Origin of the sequence: Vibrio ostreae (genome assembly GCF_019226825.1) — a bacterium.
Lineage (GTDB): Bacteria > Pseudomonadota > Gammaproteobacteria > Enterobacterales > Vibrionaceae > Vibrio > Vibrio ostreae.
On record NZ_CP076643.1, the window covers coordinates 2,356,499 to 2,375,309 of the forward strand.

The 18,811-nt window shown below is 53.8% G+C and carries 17 protein-coding genes and 1 pseudogene; all 18 read right to left on the reverse strand.

Annotation, left to right across the window (positions count from 1 at the left end; translation table 11 throughout):
• Positions 1-4: 4 nt before the first annotated feature.
• The 18 genes and pseudogenes from rng to mshL all read right to left on the reverse strand — a co-directional run bounded on the left by rng (position 5) and on the right by mshL (position 18,809).
• Positions 5-1,474 (reverse strand): ribonuclease G, encoded by a 1,470-nt coding sequence (rng, locus tag KNV97_RS16920; RefSeq protein WP_136487601.1) that lies wholly within the window; start codon positions 1,472-1,474, stop codon positions 5-7.
• Positions 1,475-1,496: 22 nt separating this feature from the next.
• Positions 1,497-2,087: a Maf family protein gene (locus tag KNV97_RS16925; protein ID WP_136487602.1), complete on the reverse strand. Its 591-nt coding sequence runs from the start codon at positions 2,085-2,087 to the stop codon at positions 1,497-1,499.
• A 7-nt stretch (positions 2,088-2,094) separates the two neighbouring features.
• Complete coding sequence (gene mreD, locus KNV97_RS16930; protein ID WP_136487603.1) at positions 2,095-2,583, reverse strand: rod shape-determining protein MreD; 489 nt, start codon at positions 2,581-2,583, stop codon at positions 2,095-2,097.
• Positions 2,573-3,475 (reverse strand): rod shape-determining protein MreC, encoded by a 903-nt coding sequence (mreC, locus tag KNV97_RS16935; protein ID WP_218562408.1) that lies wholly within the window; start codon positions 3,473-3,475, stop codon positions 2,573-2,575. The genes mreD and mreC overlap by 11 nt, the downstream gene beginning before the upstream one ends.
• Before the next feature lie 54 nt (positions 3,476-3,529).
• Complete coding sequence (locus tag KNV97_RS16940; RefSeq protein WP_020332232.1) at positions 3,530-4,573, reverse strand: rod shape-determining protein; 1,044 nt, start codon at positions 4,571-4,573, stop codon at positions 3,530-3,532.
• A 149-nt stretch (positions 4,574-4,722) separates the two neighbouring features.
• Positions 4,723-7,923 (reverse strand): DUF6701 domain-containing protein, encoded by a 3,201-nt coding sequence (locus tag KNV97_RS16945; RefSeq protein ID WP_218562409.1) that lies wholly within the window; start codon positions 7,921-7,923, stop codon positions 4,723-4,725.
• Between the two features lie 359 nt (positions 7,924-8,282).
• Complete coding sequence (locus tag KNV97_RS16950) at positions 8,283-8,759, reverse strand: MSHA biogenesis protein MshP (protein ID WP_256612206.1); 477 nt, start codon at positions 8,757-8,759, stop codon at positions 8,283-8,285.
• On the reverse strand, positions 8,749-9,450 hold the full coding sequence (locus KNV97_RS16955; protein ID WP_218562410.1) for a PilW family protein: 702 nt from the start codon (positions 9,448-9,450) through the stop codon (positions 8,749-8,751). The genes KNV97_RS16950 and KNV97_RS16955 overlap by 11 nt, the downstream gene beginning before the upstream one ends.
• Positions 9,450-10,031, reverse strand: coding sequence for a prepilin-type N-terminal cleavage/methylation domain-containing protein (locus tag KNV97_RS16960; RefSeq protein ID WP_218562411.1), 582 nt, complete (start codon positions 10,029-10,031; stop codon positions 9,450-9,452). Before KNV97_RS16960 ends, KNV97_RS16955 begins: the two co-directional genes overlap by 1 nt.
• Positions 10,028-10,522, reverse strand: a complete 495-nt coding sequence (locus tag KNV97_RS16965; RefSeq protein ID WP_218562412.1) for a prepilin-type N-terminal cleavage/methylation domain-containing protein — start codon at positions 10,520-10,522, stop codon at positions 10,028-10,030. Before KNV97_RS16965 ends, KNV97_RS16960 begins: the two co-directional genes overlap by 4 nt.
• A 116-nt stretch (positions 10,523-10,638) precedes the next feature.
• Positions 10,639-11,085 (reverse strand): type II secretion system protein, encoded by a 447-nt coding sequence (locus KNV97_RS22165; RefSeq protein ID WP_218562413.1) that lies wholly within the window; start codon positions 11,083-11,085, stop codon positions 10,639-10,641.
• A gap of 33 nt (positions 11,086-11,118) precedes the next feature.
• Entirely contained in the window at positions 11,119-11,691 is a 573-nt protein-coding gene (locus tag KNV97_RS16975; protein WP_218562414.1) for a prepilin-type N-terminal cleavage/methylation domain-containing protein, read from the reverse strand.
• A 93-nt stretch (positions 11,692-11,784) separates the two neighbouring features.
• Positions 11,785-12,237 (reverse strand): MSHA biogenesis protein MshF, encoded by a 453-nt coding sequence (locus KNV97_RS16980; RefSeq protein WP_218562415.1) that lies wholly within the window; start codon positions 12,235-12,237, stop codon positions 11,785-11,787.
• Between the two features lie 2 nt (positions 12,238-12,239).
• Positions 12,240-13,469 carry a type II secretion system F family protein gene (locus KNV97_RS16985; RefSeq protein WP_218562416.1) on the reverse strand — a complete coding sequence of 410 codons (1,230 nt, stop codon included), beginning with the start codon at positions 13,467-13,469 and terminating at the stop codon, positions 12,240-12,242.
• 8 nt (positions 13,470-13,477) lie between these two features.
• Positions 13,478-15,202, reverse strand: coding sequence for a GspE/PulE family protein (locus KNV97_RS16990; RefSeq protein WP_218562417.1), 1,725 nt, complete (start codon positions 15,200-15,202; stop codon positions 13,478-13,480).
• Positions 15,192-16,303: pseudogene (locus KNV97_RS22275) on the reverse strand (tetratricopeptide repeat protein). The gene KNV97_RS16990 and the pseudogene KNV97_RS22275 overlap by 11 nt, the downstream one beginning before the upstream one ends.
• Positions 16,303-17,145: an ExeA family protein gene (locus KNV97_RS17005; protein WP_218562419.1), complete on the reverse strand. Its 843-nt coding sequence runs from the start codon at positions 17,143-17,145 to the stop codon at positions 16,303-16,305. The pseudogene KNV97_RS22275 and the gene KNV97_RS17005 overlap by 1 nt, the downstream one beginning before the upstream one ends.
• A 5-nt stretch (positions 17,146-17,150) precedes the next feature.
• Entirely contained in the window at positions 17,151-18,809 is a 1,659-nt protein-coding gene (gene mshL, locus KNV97_RS17010; RefSeq protein ID WP_218562420.1) for a pilus (MSHA type) biogenesis protein MshL, read from the reverse strand.
• Positions 18,810-18,811 lie beyond the last annotated feature (2 nt).

The following is an 18,811-nucleotide window of genomic DNA, read 5'->3' on the forward strand; positions in this document are numbered from 1 at the left end:
CCTATTACATCATTACGACATCAAATTGCTCTTGCACATACAAAGGTTCAGCCTGAATACGTACTTCCTTCCCGATGAAGACTTCCAGCTCCGCCAGTGAGTGTGATTCGTCGTCGTGCAGCGTTTCTGCCACCGCCGGTGACGCATAGACCACAAACTGATCCGCATCGTAGGCCCGATTAACCCGGGTAATTTCACGCAGGATCTCGAAACACACGGTATCAACGGTCTTCACGCTGCCACGCCCTTCACAAGTTGGACAAGTGGAACACAGCACATGTTCAATACTTTCGCGCGTCCGTTTACGGGTCATTTCCACCAGACCAAGGTGGGTAAAGCCGTTAATGTTGGTTTTCACCCGGTCTTTGCTCAGGGCTGCATCAAGCGAAGTAAGTACCCGCTTACGGTGTTCTTCGGATATCATGTCGATAAAGTCGATAATGATAATACCGCCCAGGTTACGCAAACGCAGCTGGCGCGCAATCGCCTGAGTGGCTTCAATATTGGTGTTGAAAATCGTCTCTTCCAGATTACGACGCCCGACAAACGCACCGGTGTTGATATCGATGGTGGTCATGGCTTCGGTCTGATCGATGATCAGGTAACCGCCGGACTTCAGTTCGACTTTACGCTCCAGGGAACGCTGAATCTCGTTCTCGGTGTCGTACATATCGAAAATGGGCTGATCGCCTTCGTACAACTCAAGCTTATCGGTCAGCTCAGGCACAAATTCCGAGGTGAACTCAAGCAGATTTTCATATTCCTGCCGTGAATCGACCATAATTTTGGTCAGGTCAGTACCGACGAAATCACGCAGAATGCGCTGTGCCAGGCCCAGTTCGCCATACAGGGTCGAACGACTCTTGTATTTAGCCCGGCGCTCCATCACTTTACCCCACAGACGCTTAAGGAAAGCGGCATCCTGGGACAGCTCTTTCTCTTTCGCCGCTTCGGCAGCGGTACGGATAATAAAGCCACCGTGCTCATCGCAATATTGCGAGACCACATTTTTCAGACGATCACGTTCAGATTCGCTTTCAATCCGCTGCGAGACACCGACATGGCTGGCACCCGGCATGTAGACCAGGTAACGGGAAGGAAGAGTGATATCTGTGGTCAGACGCGCACCCTTAGTGCCAAGCGGATCTTTCACCACCTGCACCACGATATCCTGGCCCTGACGCACCAGTTCCGAAATATCACGCACCTGGAATTGCTGTTTCTCGTTCTCGGCCACGCATTCAGTGTGCGGAACGATATCAGAAGCATGCAAAAACGCCGCTTTGTCTAAGCCGATATCAACAAACGCAGCCTGCATACCAGGCAGAACCCGGCTCACTTTGCCTTTGTAGATGTTGCCGACAATGCCCCGCTTTGCTTCACGTTCAATGTGGATTTCCTGAAGGACACCGCCTTCAATCATCGCCACCCGCGTTTCACTCGGTGTGACGTTTAAGAGCAACTCTGCACTCATGAGCGCACCTCAATGTTTTAAATTATAAGAATTCGCGCAAGAGCTGGTCAGTTTCGTAGAGTGGTAGCCCGACGACGGCGTAGTAGCTGCCTTCTAATCTTGTTACAAATCGTCCACCCAATCCCTGAATGCCATAACTGCCAGCTTTATCGCAAGGTTCACCGCTTTGCCAGTACTGTTCGATTTCTTGTTCGGTCAGAGCTTTAAACCAGACGTCTGTGGTCACCACGACAGAGCGATGCTGCTGTGCTGTAGCCACCGTTACCGCGGTCATCACCTGATGGCGATTGGCCTGCAGATGCAGCAGCATGCGGCGGGAGTCCGCAAAATCGTGCGGTTTTTCCAGCACCAGTCCGTCCTGCACCACTATGGTGTCGGAGCCAATCACGACCATATCATGACTTGCTACCGTATGATTGCTGGCTGCTGCCAGGGCTAAGCCAGCCAGCGCTTTATCACGGGATAAACGTGCTACATACTGCCGCGCACTTTCATCCGCTTGCTGCGCTTCTTCGACATTGGGGACCAGGACATCAAACTGATAACCCAACTGAGCTAACAATTCGCGCCGTCTTGGCGAGCCGGAAGCTAAGATCAGTTTTTTATCGCTCATCGCGTTATCACTTAATATGCCAATGACGTCGAACCCGACGCAGTAATAAGAACATCCACGGCCAGAGTATACAGCTAATTAAGCCACTCCAGAGTGACAATGGATTAAATGTCACGTCCTGGATCAAATATTCGCCAAAGAAAATCAGGATTTCCAGCACCATAGAAAGCACGGCAATCACCATTGCCTGCTGCCACAGTGCCATATTACGCAGCACCAGGAAGTTGAGTGCGACCAGGTAAACCACGATCGACATCATCATGCCGCGAATACCCAGCGTCGAGCCGAGCAGTAAATCCCACAGTAAACCCAGTATCAGTGCGCTACCGACGTTGACCCGGTGCGGCAGCGCCAGCACCCAGTAACAGGTCACCAGCAGCAACCAGGACGGGCGCAGCAGATCGAGCGCACCTGGCCAGGGAATGGTTTGCAACACCAGAGCAAAAAAGAATGAGGCCCAGATAACAACACGGCCTGCCCAATCATTACTGGCCATTATTATTGTCCTCTGCACTACTGCCAACTGTTGTCGGTTGCATATCAACGTTAATCACTTGCTGCTGGCGGTCTTCATTCGGCCAGATCAATAGCAGGTAGCGTAAGCGGTCAAAATCGACCACCGGCGTTGCTTTAATCGCCGCAAATTCACGCCGGGTATCTTTATCGACCTGGGCAACGTAAGCCACCGGATAACCTTCCGGATAAACCCCGCCCAACCCCGATGTCACCAGCATATCGCCGACTTCAATATCGGTACTGGTGGCAATGTGCTCAAGCTGAATCTCATCGCTCTGACCGTTCCCGGACGCGATGACACGGATATCATTACGGATATTCTGCACCGGAATGGCATTGTTGGGGTCAATCAGCAGCAATACGCGGCTGTTATGCGCCGCAACAAAGGTCACCTGACCGACAATCCCTTTTTCATTGATGACCGGCTGGCCTTCGTAAACGCCATCCACGCGGCCTTTATCAATCACCACCTGATGACGATACGGTGAGGTATCGACCGCCATCACTTCCGTCACGACTTTTTTCTCATCTCGCACAAAAGTAGAGCCAAGCAGTTTACGCAGGCGCTGGTTTTCTTCGCGGTATTGGTCAAGCAGGATCAGATCGCTTTTCAGCGTCAACACGTCCTGTTTCAGCGTGCGATTCGATTCCATCAGTTGCTGACGGGTGTTAAAACGCTCGTAGAATCCATCAAACATGCTGCGCGGCAGGTCGGCAGCATATTGAATAGGCGCAACTAAACTGTTGAGCAAAAAACGTACATGAGTGAATGTACCTAAACGACTATCAGCCAGCATAAGGCTGGCTGATATAATGACCGCGAAAAACAGACGCAACTGAAGGGAAGGCCCACGGCCAAATATTGGCTTCATCTTAAACCATCCTAAAGTTGAATTCGGGCACTCCGCAGAGTGCCAGACAAGCCATTATTCATCGCTGAACAGATCGCCACCATGCATATCGATCATTTCAAGAGCTTTACCGCCACCACGCGCCACACAAGTCAGCGGGTCTTCAGCGATAACAACTGGGATGCCGGTCTCTTCTGTCAGCAGACGATCCAGATCTTTCAGCAGTGCGCCGCCGCCGGTCAGAACCATGCCGTTCTCGGAAATATCAGACGCCAGCTCTGGCGGACACTGTTCCAGCGCCACCATCACCGCCGAAACGATACCGGTCAGCGGCTCTTGCAGCGCTTCCAGGATTTCATTCGAGTTCAGGGTAAAGCTGCGTGGCACACCTTCGGCCAGGTTACGGCCGCGTACTTCAATTTCCTGAACTTCATCGCCCGGATAAGCGGAACCGATCTCGTGTTTGATCTTCTCGGCAGTCGCTTCACCGATCAGGCTGCCGTAGTTACGGCGCACGTAGTTGATGATCGCTTCATCAAAACGGTCACCACCGATACGCACTGATGATGAGTACACCACACCGTTCAGAGAGATAACCGCCACTTCAGTGGTACCACCACCGATATCGACCACCATAGAACCGGTTGGCTCAGACACACGCAGGCCCGCACCGATCGCCGCCGCCATCGGCTCATCAATCAAATACACTTCACGTGCACCGGCACCCAGCGCCGATTCACGGATTGCACGACGCTCAACCTGGGTTGAACCACATGGCACACAAACCAGCACGCGCGGGCTAGGTTTCAGAATACTGTTGTCATGCACGCTGCGGATAAAGTGCTGCAGCATTTTCTCTGTCACGTAGAAGTCAGCAATCACGCCGTCTTTCATCGGACGAATAGCGGAAATATTGCCCGGCGTACGGCCTAGCATCTGCTTAGCTGCGTGACCCACAGCCGCAACAGTTTTGCCACCACGACCTTTATCCTGGCGAATGGCAACGACAGAAGGCTCGTCTAGAACGATACCCTGTCCTTTAACATAAATAAGTGTGTTGGCTGTACCTAAATCGATCGATAGGTCATTTGAAAACATGCCACGAAGTTTTTTGAACATAATCTTCGTTCGTCCTGCAAGAAATGAAGAGAAAAATTGCACTAAATGTACCAATGCCTTGCCATCACAGCAAGGCATTGAGGTCTAAACATGGGCTGAAACACGCAATTTCTAACAGATTCCTAACCTGGGGGGTGAAAATGACGGGATCATTGCCCGGTCAGGCGTGCTTCACCACGGAAAATCACCCGATCGTTGCCGCGATGCACGCCGAAGGTCACCACTGCCGACGGATCCTCATCACCAACACCGCGCCAATTGTATTGCAGCCAGGGATTATCGGCCCCCTGCGGACCACAGGTTACGCTGCTGTCGGCCAGCTGCGGCGAGCGGCTACTGCTGTCATCAAGTCGCAGCCAGAAACGTACCTGTTCACGCACACTGTTCTGCTCCTGCTCGGAATGGGGAGTCGCCATCAGTTGATCGCTCTCTCCTGCCGCTACTGTCGGGGTTTGCAGTGACGCCTGGCGCGGCTCGAGTGATGAATTGAACTTATCGGCATCTGCAGTCCATATGCTCTGGCGGCAAACCGAATTGGCGCTCGATCGGAACCAGCTGCCGTTATCATCACGGTTGGTGACAAAGCGGCTGCCCTGCCAGTATTCCGTCCGCAGCGGTACATTTATCTTACTGACGGTGGTACCGCCGACGTCATCCAGCACCATACGCCCGTAACGAATATCCGGTTGCGAACCAAACACCGCACCGCGATCCACTGTCGTTCCATCCTGAGTTAATGTCAGTTGCGGTGAAGTAAAGTCCACACCATCCACTTTATCGGTCACCCGCAAGCCAAATCCGCTGCTAAACGGACCATCCGCGCTGGTGGTATAAGGAGAGGGATTGGTTACACGCTTGCTGAATGTCAGTGAGTGCTCACCTGACAACACACCATCCGACCAGGAGCCGGAGCCATCCCAGAACTGTAGGTCGTAATCGGCAATCCGCGCGCCGAGATCGCCACCACTGCTGTCCACCGCCAGCAGCTTAATATCGGCGATCAGAGCCGGATCAAATGATGAATAGTTTTGGGTAACCTGGCCCTGGCTGTTCTGCGCTTCAACACTAAACCCATAACCAAACGGCTGATTCATGTAAGCAAAACCTGTCTGACCATCGGGATAATCCCAGTCGTTGGCGCTGAGACTGAGCCAGGCCGGATAAAAGCGGCCAATTTCGCGATAACCCGGATTGACCGTCATGCCGAGGTACTCATCACTCAGGCCCGCTTGTACCCGCAACACCCCGACTTCACTCCAGTTGAGATCGCTAAAGGGCAGATATTCATCGTTAACCCCTGAGGTATTGTATCGTTGCAACTCACCATTGAGCGTACCGTTCGCTCCATCTTCGGGTTCAGCAACCCGATAGCTGAGTTCTGCCTTTGCACTGAGTTGTACGGCAGACGAAAAGAAGTTTTGCGTCACCGGCCGGGCACACAGGCCTGAAGTTTCAATCTCACCTTGTGCGGCGCCACCACTGATCCAGCGTAGCGGACGCACATTCAGCCCGAATGTGTTGCCGGCCGCAGTAAAGGCAGTGCTGTTGCGATCGGTAATATTGCCGTCCATCGCACTGCTGTCACCGGGCGAACAAATGGCTAAGGTCCACGGACGTGAATAGACAGTAAAACTGCCCTGCAACGTGCCTTTACCTTTGATCGGGCAATCGTCGCCCAGCTCGCGGCAGTTAAAGTTGCTGTCTTCCAGCAGCACGGTTTTGATGCCGCTGTCGTCCATCACTAAATCTGCGGTTGCTTCGCCTTCAGTGAAAGTCGGGTTGAAGGTCAAGTCACCGACACCATTTGCTGGTGCCTGCCATTCAGAGCTGATCGTTGGCGTGCCTTGGTAGGCCAAATCTTTTGGGCTGCCATCCGCAGTACAGGTTTGGGCCGTGATAGTAACTGGCTGCGGTTTGCTGGCAATCACATGCTGGTCATCGGCGGCCAGTTTATACGGTACAAAATGGTAAGTGCCGACGACCGAGTCACTGGTGCCTTTTGGATTGAGATGCCCGCTGATGGTCAGGGTCTGGCTTGCCGTCGCGGCTAAATCAAACCATAGCTCGCCATTGCTGTTAGGGGTATACAGCCCGTTGCTGCCGCTGCCTTTTCCTTCCACCAGCGTCAAATCACTGCTGGCTGGTGAAATACGGATCTGACCGCTGTAAGAACTGCTGGGCAGACTGTTAAGATCCACCACCTGAAACTCCAGGCGTTGGGTCTCACAGATGAGTGCATAGTCCGCTGCAGGCTGTAACGTGAGTGCATACTGACTGGTGATCGAGCTGCCGTCCCAGCACTCCGGTTTATTGGCGGGTGCACGTAAAGCCAGACCACTGCTGACAGTAAGCAGATTGGTGGTGATCGAGCCCTGCATATTCATATAGTTGGGAATGGTGACACTTTTCGCCAGCACCGATGCACGCAGCTCATTATTACTGCGCAGCAGCATATCCGCGCGTGGGCCGTAGAATACCGGCGCGATATAACCCGTCATACCATCGCGATAATGGGTATCCAGAGCATTGGTCGGAGCCAGACTATCGGCAATATTAACCTGCACGTTACTCTCAAAATACCAGTTACCGCTACCACTGCCGGATACTGTTCTGAAATTGACCCGCGCCGAGTTGTAAAAATAGAGCGCGACATTACCGCGATAACTCAGTTCTTCAATTTTTCGACCATCATCAAGCATCAGATACAGTCGTTTCGCATTACTGCTGCTCGATGTCCCTTCTAGTGACAGCCGAGAAACATTTCTCTTAAGAGTGATATAAATATTGCCATCACTCGGCTCAGAATAAGAACAGTCTGACGAATTGACCCCGCATTTATTCTGGTAGCTATTACTTCCTGTACTGGCTTCAGCATTGGTGATGGTGACGTTAGATGTACTATCGAAATTGATATTAAGTAGCTGTGGTGTATCGGCTTTCCGCAGGTCGACCAGGCCATCATCATTACCGGGGTAACAGCCCATGCTACCGTTACATATCTGTGTTCCTTGATTTTTAAAAGCAATGTCCTGATTGCCGACTTCATCAAAACCAATGCGCAACGTATCCCATGAAGTCCCGTTTTGCCATGGCTGGGAGTAATGATAAATATTTTGCTGATCTGCCAGATAAGCCGGTGACCAGCCACGGATATCGGTGGCCGCGTTCTGCACATTGAACTTGCTGGGCGGGAAAGCGGCGTAGGCACTGCTACCCGCAGTTTTCCAGCTCTGCACCGGCTGCGGAAATACATCACAGGTTTCAAGCGGAATAAGAATCGGTTCTTCCGTCAGGCTGGCATCGCAGTTGAGGTTATAAATCGACTCATCACCGGTCACCTCTCCTACCAATGTAAAATCTAGCCGCCACTCTCTATACTCCCATTCACCTCCATTGGTCAGATTGCGGATTGAATAAATGTTCACAAAAGGAAAATATTCAATTCGCACCCGATAGCGAATACCTTTATCTAAAAACGGTTCATTAAAAATATATCTAAAATCCAGAAAACTTCGCTCTCGACCTGTGTACCAAAGCCTCTGACCATTACTTAACATCAATGTTTGCTGGATACTTCCCTGACCAATGACATCAAACTGGATGACCTTAGCGGTCAGCCCTGGAACTAAAATATTACAGCTTTGAGTTAGAGCAAATGCTGGTTTAGCCGCGCAGAGTAACAGCAGCAATGTCAGTTGAATGATTCGTTTCACAATGCCTCCTTCACCAGCACATCCTGAACTCGTTCCACCTGATAACGACCACTGCCGCAGGTGACACGACTTTCCAGCTTAAACACTTGGTCCTCCTGCAGCTCTCCCAGCGAGATGCACTGCGCTTGCGCTGAACAGCCCGGATATTGCGCCATAAGGTTGTCGACCTGGGTTGCAACTTCAGCCCACTGCTCGTTACATACCGTGCGCACAGCGGCCGACTGACCGAGCGGATAGAATTGGGTCAGCGCCATCTCATTGACGGAATGGGCAGCAAACCAGGCCTGAGTACCGAGGAGTTCGCGCGCCAGGCCGTCCTGATTGGACCATTCCATCCGGCTTAATGCCGAAGCGAGAAAGCCCATCACCACGATAACAAACAGGGCGACCATATATAAATTGCCGCCCTGTTTACGCCGCCCGGCCAATGGCTGACGGGCAGCTGGGCATGATTGCACTTTATCAGGGAACATTGAGTACCTGCACATCCTGTTCAAAATCACTCGACTCACCATTCTGACTGAAACGCAGCGACAAATGCACCACGCCACTGCGTTGCAAACTGGCCGACTCATAATCAAAACTGCCGCTGCTGATGCTGTCACCGACGATAACACTATTACGGCTGATGGTATTGGCCGCAAAATTAAGGCAATACTCCACCGCCGAGCGATACATATAAAATCGTTGTGCCACCGACTGGCTGCTGAGCGGCTGCGCTAAAGTCAGCGTGGTATCACTGCCGCTCATCGCAATGCCGCTGCCGGAGTTAAACTCTTCCTGATGACTCGGATTGATCATCATGGTCAAACCATCAAAGTTGAGCGAACTGCTCGCCTGCGACACGTTACCGACCAGAAAACTGAGCTGTGTGTTGTCTTCGCCGCCCAGGGCATAAAAACCGGAATAGACAATCGGATAAAACGACAAGCACTGCTGTGTACTGTCAGATGAGATCGCCAGACTGTTCGGAATCGCGTGGCGAATCTCACGCATCATTTTTTCCAGCACAAACTGGGCCTGGGTCTGGATACGCTGCCGGGCCACGCTATCAGCGTAGCCGCGACTGCCGAGTTCGACAAATCCGGCGATCCCGAGTACCAGAATCGAACCGACAATCAGGGTCAGGATCATTTCGACCAGAGTAAATCCGCGCTCGCGCATCAGTAATTCCCCCGATAGGCGACAAACTGGTACTGGCCATAACCGCCGGTATCCACTGTGAGGCGGATTTGCTTGAGTGCAGTCACTGCCGCCAGCGGCTGATAATTACTGCCGGCATAACTAACGGCCACGGTGACGGTAAAATGGCGGTAGTTGGCACTGACATCCTGGCCCAGCACATTGGCCAGCGGATAAACATCGGGATTCGAACCGCAATCGCTCGCCCTGTCGCTGTACCAGCAGCCAATATAGTCATCGACATCGTTAAACTGATCCGGTGAGGATTCTCCGGGCGTTGAATTCCCGTCCCGGCCCAGTGATTCAGGAGGCGTACACGCCTCGGCACCCGCTTCACCGCAGCGCAAAAAGCCGCCGTCAAAATCACTATTTTCGTCAAAACCGAGCGCCAGGATCTGGCTCATCATACTCTGGCCAAGATTGGCAGCCCGGGTCTGGTAATGCGGCGTAGCGGAGCGCTCGACCTGCGGATAGAGAAAACTGACCAGAGTCACCATCGCCAGGCCAATGATCACCATCACTACAATGCTTTCAATCAGGGTGAAACCACGCTGGCGCATCATACGCAGCCTCCGCGTGACACATAGCCCTGCGAGTTAATGCAAATCTGGGTTGAGCTGTCCGGCGCGCTGATCAGTATCGTCAGGCCGGGCTGGTTAATCCCGACCGGATTACCGAGCAGATCAAACGACAGGCTCTGGTTATTGAGCGATACAGAAGAGGCGAACGAGAGTTGGTCACCACGCAGCACATCACTGCGCGAGTCATCATTTCCGGCCTGACAGGCCGCGACCGAGCCTAAACAGTCTGGCGTCACGGCCAGGGTATAATAGCCGTTACTTTGCAGCTGTTCGGCACTGAGGTTGGACTGCATGCGGCTGAGCTGGATCTGGCGGATAATCGAGATCGCCTGCTCCTGGGCGGTAAAGGCAGAAAAGCTCGCCACACCGACAAAGCGGCTGGCGGCATACACCGACACAATGCCGATTAAGATGATCACCACGATCAGTTCCACCAGGGTAAACCCGGCGTTAGTACGAGCAGATGAGTGCATCGATTCTCTGGTTAAGGAAAGATAAAGGGTAAGTGTAACAAGCCGGTCAAAGCTCAGGCTCTAATTTCAGACCGGCTAAAGCAATAAAGGCCAGCGAGGCTGGCCTTTATTAAGAGTTAATCAGCACAGTTCTGTAACTGAATCGTTGGCTCTGCAGTTGAAGTGGCAACTTGATATGACACATAACACTCAGTATTAACATTAGAAAAGCCGTAACCAATACCTGCCGAGACACCGTTGACCTGAGTCCAATCATCTTCAAGCCCAGAGACAACAGCAGTCAAGGCTGCCGATGTCGCAGCGGGATAACCGTAAACGAGCGCTACATCCGTACCATCCAGATTCAAAGTTGTGGATGGTGCTCCTTCTACGCCAGCAATTGCAGCTTTACCATACGTTACGCCAGCCGCACCAGCGATAGCGCCTTTTAAGCCCTGCGCAGCGGCTGTTCTTGCATCATCTTGCAAATTCAGGAAACGGGGCGCGGCTGTGACCGCCAAAATGCCGAGGATTACGATCACTACCACCAGTTCGATAAGGGTAAAACCGCCTTGTCTTTTCATTGTAACTCTCTCTTATATAGAAAAATAAATCGTTTATTGTAAGGTGACCGTTACCCGGCCGGTTCGGATCTCGTACACAAACTGATGTGCGCTGTTGCCTTCCTGCTGCACGTAAGTGCAGGTCCAGTTACTGCCGTCAGCCTGTGCGCTGTATCGGATATCATCATTACTGCTGGCATTGGCCACCGTATCGACTTGCGGCGGGTTCTGCAGCAGGTTGTCCATCAAGTCGACACAATTCTGGTCATTCAGACTGCCCGGCGCGCTGCCACCGTTATCATTGAGCGCAAACGGATAACCGTCGCGAAAATCGGTGCTGGTGCCGCTGCTGTCCTGGGCGCGGGTCAGCCAGAAGTCCATGCCATCATAGTTAACCGTATTGTAGCGCTCGTTACCAACCGTCACCGAGGGACGCGAGCGCGCTTCCCACTGCGCACGGGCAGAGAGCACGCCAGTGGCATAACCACCGGCCACACCTTCAATACTGGCCTTTTTGGCCTCATCGGTAACGTCGAGAAAACGGGGTAAGGCGGCCACCGCCAGTAAGCCCACCACCACAATCACGATCACCAATTCGACCAGGGAGAAACCCGACTGCTTACTCATATCTCTAATCCTAACACACTCATCAATGTTGCATATACAGGCAACCGGTTTTCGCTCAACTTCGTGACACGGTAAATAGAATCTGCGGCCCGATTAAGGCTGCGGGCGTATTTTCGCTGAAAACCTGTTGTTTTGTAACCGTATTTCTATCGTATTGTCGTTGTGGTATTCAAACACACATTCATAGCCGTTACTCAGCGTTGTGCCAGTCACCCGCGGCGGCTGATTCAAAATTGTGACCTGCGGGTAAAGCTGGGCTAACAGAGTGTTGCAATCTACCGCGCCCTCGCCGTCCAGGCGCGGATAGAGCCAGCCATGCGGTGAGAATGTCATCCATTCGCCATCAATCTCACTGCGCTGCGGCTGGCCGCGCAGCAGCCACTCCTGCTTGTAAAAGTTGGCCCGCTCAATCATACGGCCGCTGGCCACCTCAAACGCGGTACGCTGTAATTCTCTGTTTATCGGCTGCCAGGCAGAAAACATGACCGCAATCAGACTCAATACCACCAAGGCCCACAAAATCAGGCCGGAACGCTGTGTGAGCACCGTTAACGCCCTTTGATGGCATCCATCATGCCCCACATCGGCAGGAAGATACCCAGCGCCAGTACCAATACCATCGCGGCGACAATCACCAGCAGAATAGGTTCGATCCTGGCGGTCAGCGTTTTGAGATCATAATCCACTTCACGATCATAGAAATCCGACACTTCGAGCAGCAGCTCATCAATCCGGCCGGTCTCTTCCCCGACCGCGATCATCTGGATCACCAGCGGGGTAAACACGCCACTGTTGATCGCTGTGGCCGACACACTGCTGCCAGCCTCAATCGCCGCCTTCATCTCCAGCAGGCGCGCCTCGAGAAACTTATTGTCGAGCGCTTCGGCAGCCAGAGCCAACGACTGATTAAGTGGCACCCCAGCACGTAACATTAAGGAAAACGTGCGGGAAAAACGCGACAACTGTGCCCGATTGACTATGGTACCGACAATCGGCATGCGCAGGCGGAATTTATCCCACTTTTCGCGTCCGGCTGCGGTGTTGAGCCAGGCGCGAAACGCAAACAGCAAGGCCACCATCACCGCGACCATACCCAGCCAGTAGTGAACGAAAAAGTCCGACATACCAATCAGAATCCGGGTCGGCAACGGCAGATCAACACCGAAGCGCTTAAACATGCTGGCAAACTGCGGAATCACTTTGATATTGAGAATAAACAGCGCCAGTAAGATAAAACTGATCACAAAGGTCGGATAACGCAACGCGGTTTTGATCCGTTTGCGGGTTTCAACCTCCTGCTCATAGTAGTTGGCCAGCTGTAATAATGCCTGATCAAGACGACCGGTATTTTCACCAACATTGATCATCGATACAAATAGCGGGCTGAACACACCGGCATGCATCTGCATCGCCGATGACAGACCACGTCCGTTGGTCAGTTCGTTGGTCACTTCTTCCAGCGCATGCTGCAACTGCTTGTTGGAGCAGTTTTGAGTCAGACCTTTGATCGAACGCAGCAGTGGCACACCGGCCTTGGTCAGGCTGTACATCTGGCGGCAGAAGATCACCATGACTTCGATCGGTACCGCAGGTACCAGCAGCGTGCGCCAGTCAAAACCGCTACCAGCGCTGGTTTTGCCTTTACCACGCGCGATCGACGTCGGGATCACCCCTTTGTTGATCAGCGTTTCAGCCGCCAGCTCTTCGTTCGGCGCTTCAACCGAACCTGAGGTCTTGCTGCCGTCCAGATTGCGGCCTGAGTAACGATAGGTTGGCATACGTTATCCTACAACTCGAACGCCTGGGCCATACCGGACGAGTCACCCTCCCCCAGGGCCATCACTTCATCCAGACTGACCACGCCCTGCAGCGCCAGCTCCATCGCCGACACCAACAGAGGTTTGTAGTCTTTATCGGCGCGCGCAGCGCGGGCAAAACCGACCGCATCATTGGCACGCAGTGCGTCCATCATATGGTGTTCCAGCTCCAGCATTTCAAATACCCCGATCCGACCGCGATAGCCGGTCAGGTTACAGCTCTGGCAGCCGCGGCCACGCATAAACGGCGCCGCGACCTGATTGGGAAAACGCTGTGCCAGCCACTGCTGGCGCGCATCATCCACCACATCCTCGCTTTTACAATCCGGGCAGACTTTACGGATCAGGCGTTGTGCAATAACGGCCCGCACCGCACTGGCCACCAGGTAGCCAGGTGCGCCCATATCAATCAGACGCAGCGCACTGTCGACTGCGTCGTTAGTATGCAGGGTCGACAGCACCAGGTGACCGGTCAGTGCCGCACGCAGGCCAATTTCCACCGTCTCCCGGTCACGCATCTCGCCGACCAGAATGATATCCGGGTCCTGACGCAGAAAGGTGCGCAGCAGGGTTGAGAAATCGAGATTAATTTTCGGATTGACCTGCACCTGGTTGACCCGCTCGATGCGGTATTCAACCGGGTCTTCCGCGGTAATGATTTTCTTACCGGCGACATTAAGCTCGGACAGCGCGCCATACAAAGTAGTGGTTTTACCGGAACCGGTCGGCCCGGTAACCAAGATCATACCATGCGGGCGTTTAAGCTGACGCCGTAGACGCAGCAACAGATCTTCCGGAATACCGGACTGTTCCAGCTTGCGCACCCCGGAGGTCTGGTTGAGCAGACGCATCACCACCGACTCACCATGCTGCACCGGCATGGTCGACATCCGGATATCCACTGACTGACCTTTACTGCGGATATTAAACCGGCCGTCCTGCGGCAAGCGTTTCTCGGAAATATCCAGGTTGGCCATCAGTTTGAGGCGCAGTACCAGCGCCGGTGCGATGTTAACTTCATTAAGCAGGGTTTCATGCAATACCCCGTCGATGCGCTGGCGTAGACGCAGCATGTTCGCTTCCGGCTCGATATGGATATCCGACGCACCGACCTGAATCGCATCTTCAAACAAGGAGTTGATCAACTTCACCACGGTGACATCTTCGCTGTCTTCACCGCCTATGGTGTAGTCAAAAGCATCGTTGCCCTGGTGTTCAGCGTGCAGCTGCTCCGCAAACGAGGCGATTTCTTTAGTGCGACGGTAATATCGGTCAAACCCTTCCACCAGCTGCTTTTCCGAGGCAATCACGAACTCAAAGCCGTACATCGGCAGCTGGTTCAGCAGCGACTCCTGGGCAAACAGATCCGCCGGATCACTCATGGCGACGCGCAGAATATCGCCTTCACGGCCAATCACCAGCGCCCGTAAGCGGCGCGCATGCACTTCCGGCAGCAGTTGCACCGCATCAATGTCGATGTGGGCGCGATTGAGATCAATCAGTGGCAGAGAAAGCTGCTGGGACAGAAAGGTCAGCATCTGCTGCTCGGTGAGAAAACCAAGCTCAATCAGAGTGCTGCCCAGTTTACGCCCGCTTTCACGCTGGGCTACCAGCGCCTGTTCAAGCTGCGTTTCACTGACAATGCCCTCTTCAACCAGCAGGTCGCCGAGACGTTTCCGAAGTTTAATTTGCACGTTTGTCTTCCTCCACAGCAGCAATCACGGCCAGACGATCGCGGATAAAGGTTTGTGATTGCGAAGAGAGTCCCACTTTGCTCAGCGCCTGCTGATATGACGCTCTCGCCTCAGGCAGGGTGAACGCCCGCTCCTGCTGAATGGCCAGACCCAGCCACCAGCGGCCATTGCCGGGCTCTTTTTGTGTCAGCGCCTGATAGCTCTCCAGCGCCAGTTCGTTATGTTTACTCTTTTGCGCCAGAGCGGCACGAAGCGATAAATACTCCAGCGATGGCGCGGCAGGCAGAAAAGCCAATGGCGACAGCGCCGCTTCCGGCTGCTGTTCTTTAATCAGTAATTTCGCCAGAGCGATACGCAGCCGCTCGCCCTGGCGATTAAGTTCAATGCCGTTTTGCAACAGGTCAAACGCACGCCGTACATCCCCTTTACCGTAGTAAAGCGCCGCCAGTTTCTGGCGCACGGTTTCATCCTCCGGGGTATAACGCAGTGCTTCACTGTAGGCATCGACCGCATCCTGAAAATCATTGCTGTCGAGCGCTTTATCGGCGCGGCTGAGCGCTTTTTGCGCCAGTTGCTGCGGGGTCAGTTCCACCTGCTCAACCATCATGTGCGCGTCACGGTTATCGCTTTCCACGCTCTGTGCCGATGTATCGGTAGCCGATTGACGATCTGACTCCTGCGCAGCAGGTTGCTGCGGCGGCGCCGATCGCGGTGCCGTGACGGATAGAGACTGTGGCTGAGATCGGGCCGCGGCTTGAGCGACATTTTTTCGCGCGGCGCATCACTAACGGTACGTGACGGCCGGTAGACTTCAATCGCCGTCGGGCTGGTATTGCGGGTCGGCGAAGCCGTCGGAGCTAACTCAGTTTGCTGCGCTGCGAGCAAGACAGGTTCGCCTTGCCCTTCGTCCGCTGGCAGACTGTGCGGCGCCTGCCAGGACACCGCCCAGCCGCCTAAAGCCAGGCTGAGCGCGCAACCGCCCAGCGCCCAGACCCAGCCGGGACGGGTTTTCACCGGCGCCACACGGGCCGCTTCAATCTGCTCCAGTGAGGCTCCGCGCTTGGCCGCCAACTGGGACAGCGCTTTGTTGATCTCACTCATTACTGACTCCATCCCCACAGCAGCGGGGTTTTGAATTTAGGTTTACAGGTATCAAAGGTGTCATGAATTGCCGCATAAACATGCTGGTTGCTCACTTCAGGTACCGCATCATAAAACGCCAGTAACAGCGCTTTATGGCACACCTGATTGATAAGACGCGGGATACCATGACACGCGCGCCACAAGGCTTTCTTTTGCCCGAGGCTGAACAGCTCCTGAGCCGCACCGGACTTTTGTAAACGGTTATCGATATAAGCCACGCTCTCTGCCAGATTGAGCGGACGCAGGGTGGCACTGAAAGTGATGCGCTGACGAAACTGGCGCAGATGATGTTCGCTCAGGCGCACATCCAGTTCCGGCTGGCCTATCAATACCATCTGCAGTAATTTGGTCTGCTCGGTTTCCAGGTTGCCGAACAAACGCAGCACCTCCAGCGCTTCATCGGATAACGCCTGCGCTTCATCCACCATAGCGACTACCCGCTTGCCCTCATCGTGCAGCGTCATCAAACGGGCCTGAATGCTTTCCACCAGCGTGCTGTCACTGAGTTCACCGAGCTGCAGTTCGTGGGCCACCGCGCGGCGCAACTCCATCGCACTCAGCGCCGGATTGGGTAAATAGAGCAGCTCGACATCAGAGGACAAATGGGCCAGCAACATCCGGCACACCATGGTTTTACCGGTGCCGACTTCACCGGTGATTTTGATTACCCCTTCGCCCATTTCCAGTGCGGCGCCGACACTTTGAATCGCCTCATAATGCGGCGCTAAGCCCAGAAATAACCGCGTGTCCGGGGTGAGGTGAAACGGCAACTGCTCCAATCCGAAGTGGGCCAGATACATAATAATTACTCAGCGTCCGGGAACCATTCCTGCAGCAGATCGCGCGAACGTTCCAGCTCTTTATGCCAGGTGTTCACCCCGACCACGGTCGGCTTCAGCAAGATGACCAGCTCGGTTTTCTCTTTGGTCTGGGTGGTGCTGCGGAACAGGTGGCCGAGGGCAGGAATATCGCCCAAAAACGGCACTTTCGACACGCTGTTACTGGTATCGGTTTTCATCAGACCGCCAATCACCACCACATCGCCATCCTGAGCACGAATCACCGAATCCGATTCACGAATCGAACTGCGCGCCAGTGGCAGCGTAAAAGTGCTGTCGTTATAGGTAATTTCTTTGTCCTGCTGCTCGACTTCGATTACAGACGGGTGCACATGCAGCAGCACATTGCCTTTATCATCGATCTGCGGCGTGACATCGAGCGAGATGCCGGAGAAGAACGGCGTCAGTTCAACGTTGGGGGCAGCCTGGGTATTGTCGCCCGAGCCGACCACACTGGTCAGATCGGTCACATAGTACTCATCACTGCCGACCTTGATCACCGCTTTCTGGTTGTTGGCAGCCGTCACGCGCGGGCTGGACAGCACATTCAGATCGCCCTGGGTGGCCATAAAATTAAGCACCGAGGTAAAACTGCCGTCGGAAATGGTGATATTGGTCTGGCCGCCGAGCAAGGTACCGATGGCATCCAGTCCCGGCAGGGTCGAGCTACCGCTGCCAACCCGGTTGATCACCACATCGCCGTTGCCGAGCGACATGTTTGACCAGTTAATCCCTTGCTGATAGCTGTCAGTCAGAGTCACTTCGAGAATTTTCGCTTCCAGCACTACCTGGCGCTGCATACGCTGCTGCGACACATCGAGAAAACGGCGCACTTCGCGGATTTCATCCGGATAGGCACGCAGAGTGATCACCCCCGCTTGCGGGGTCACCACCACATTCTGCCCGCGCCCGCTGCCAATCAGGCGGCCGACCGCGGTTTCCAATTGCGGCCAGAAGTCACTCTCACTGGTGGTTTCGATTTCTGTCCCGCCACGTGCTGTTTCTGCCGAAACCGAGCTTTCCCGATTAGACCCGCTTGAATCAGAAGATGAAGAACTATTGCTGTTGACTGAACGTCTTCCGTTACTTGAATTATTACTGGAGTCCGTATTGGTAATCGTACCGGTGGTGATCGACGTCAAGGAGCGGCCACTGCGCTTAAACTGCAGATAATCGACCGGAATGGTCACGGTACGCAGGCCCGCCGGATACACCTGCACCACTTTTCCCTGGGTTTCGATGTCATAACCGTAAAGGTTGCGTACCACATCCAGTGCTTCATCCAGAGTAACATCGCTCAGATTGACCGTGATGTTGCCTTCAACGGCAGGGTGAATGGCTACGCTGTAGCCGGTATTTTGTACCAGGCTGGCAAAAAAAGCCTTGGCATCCACCTCTTTGGCCTGAATGCGAAAGCGCTTGAGATTACGCACCGCACCGGATTCCGTCTCATGCAAATCGGGCATCAGATCGGCTTCGACCGAAGCGGGCAACTGCTCCAGATTACGGCTGTTTGAGTCCTGAATCGACTGGTCAAGTGACTTCTTTACCTCAACCGGATCCCGATGCCCCATCGAACACCCCATTAAGGCGGCGATCATGACACCGATAACCACTTTACGCATAA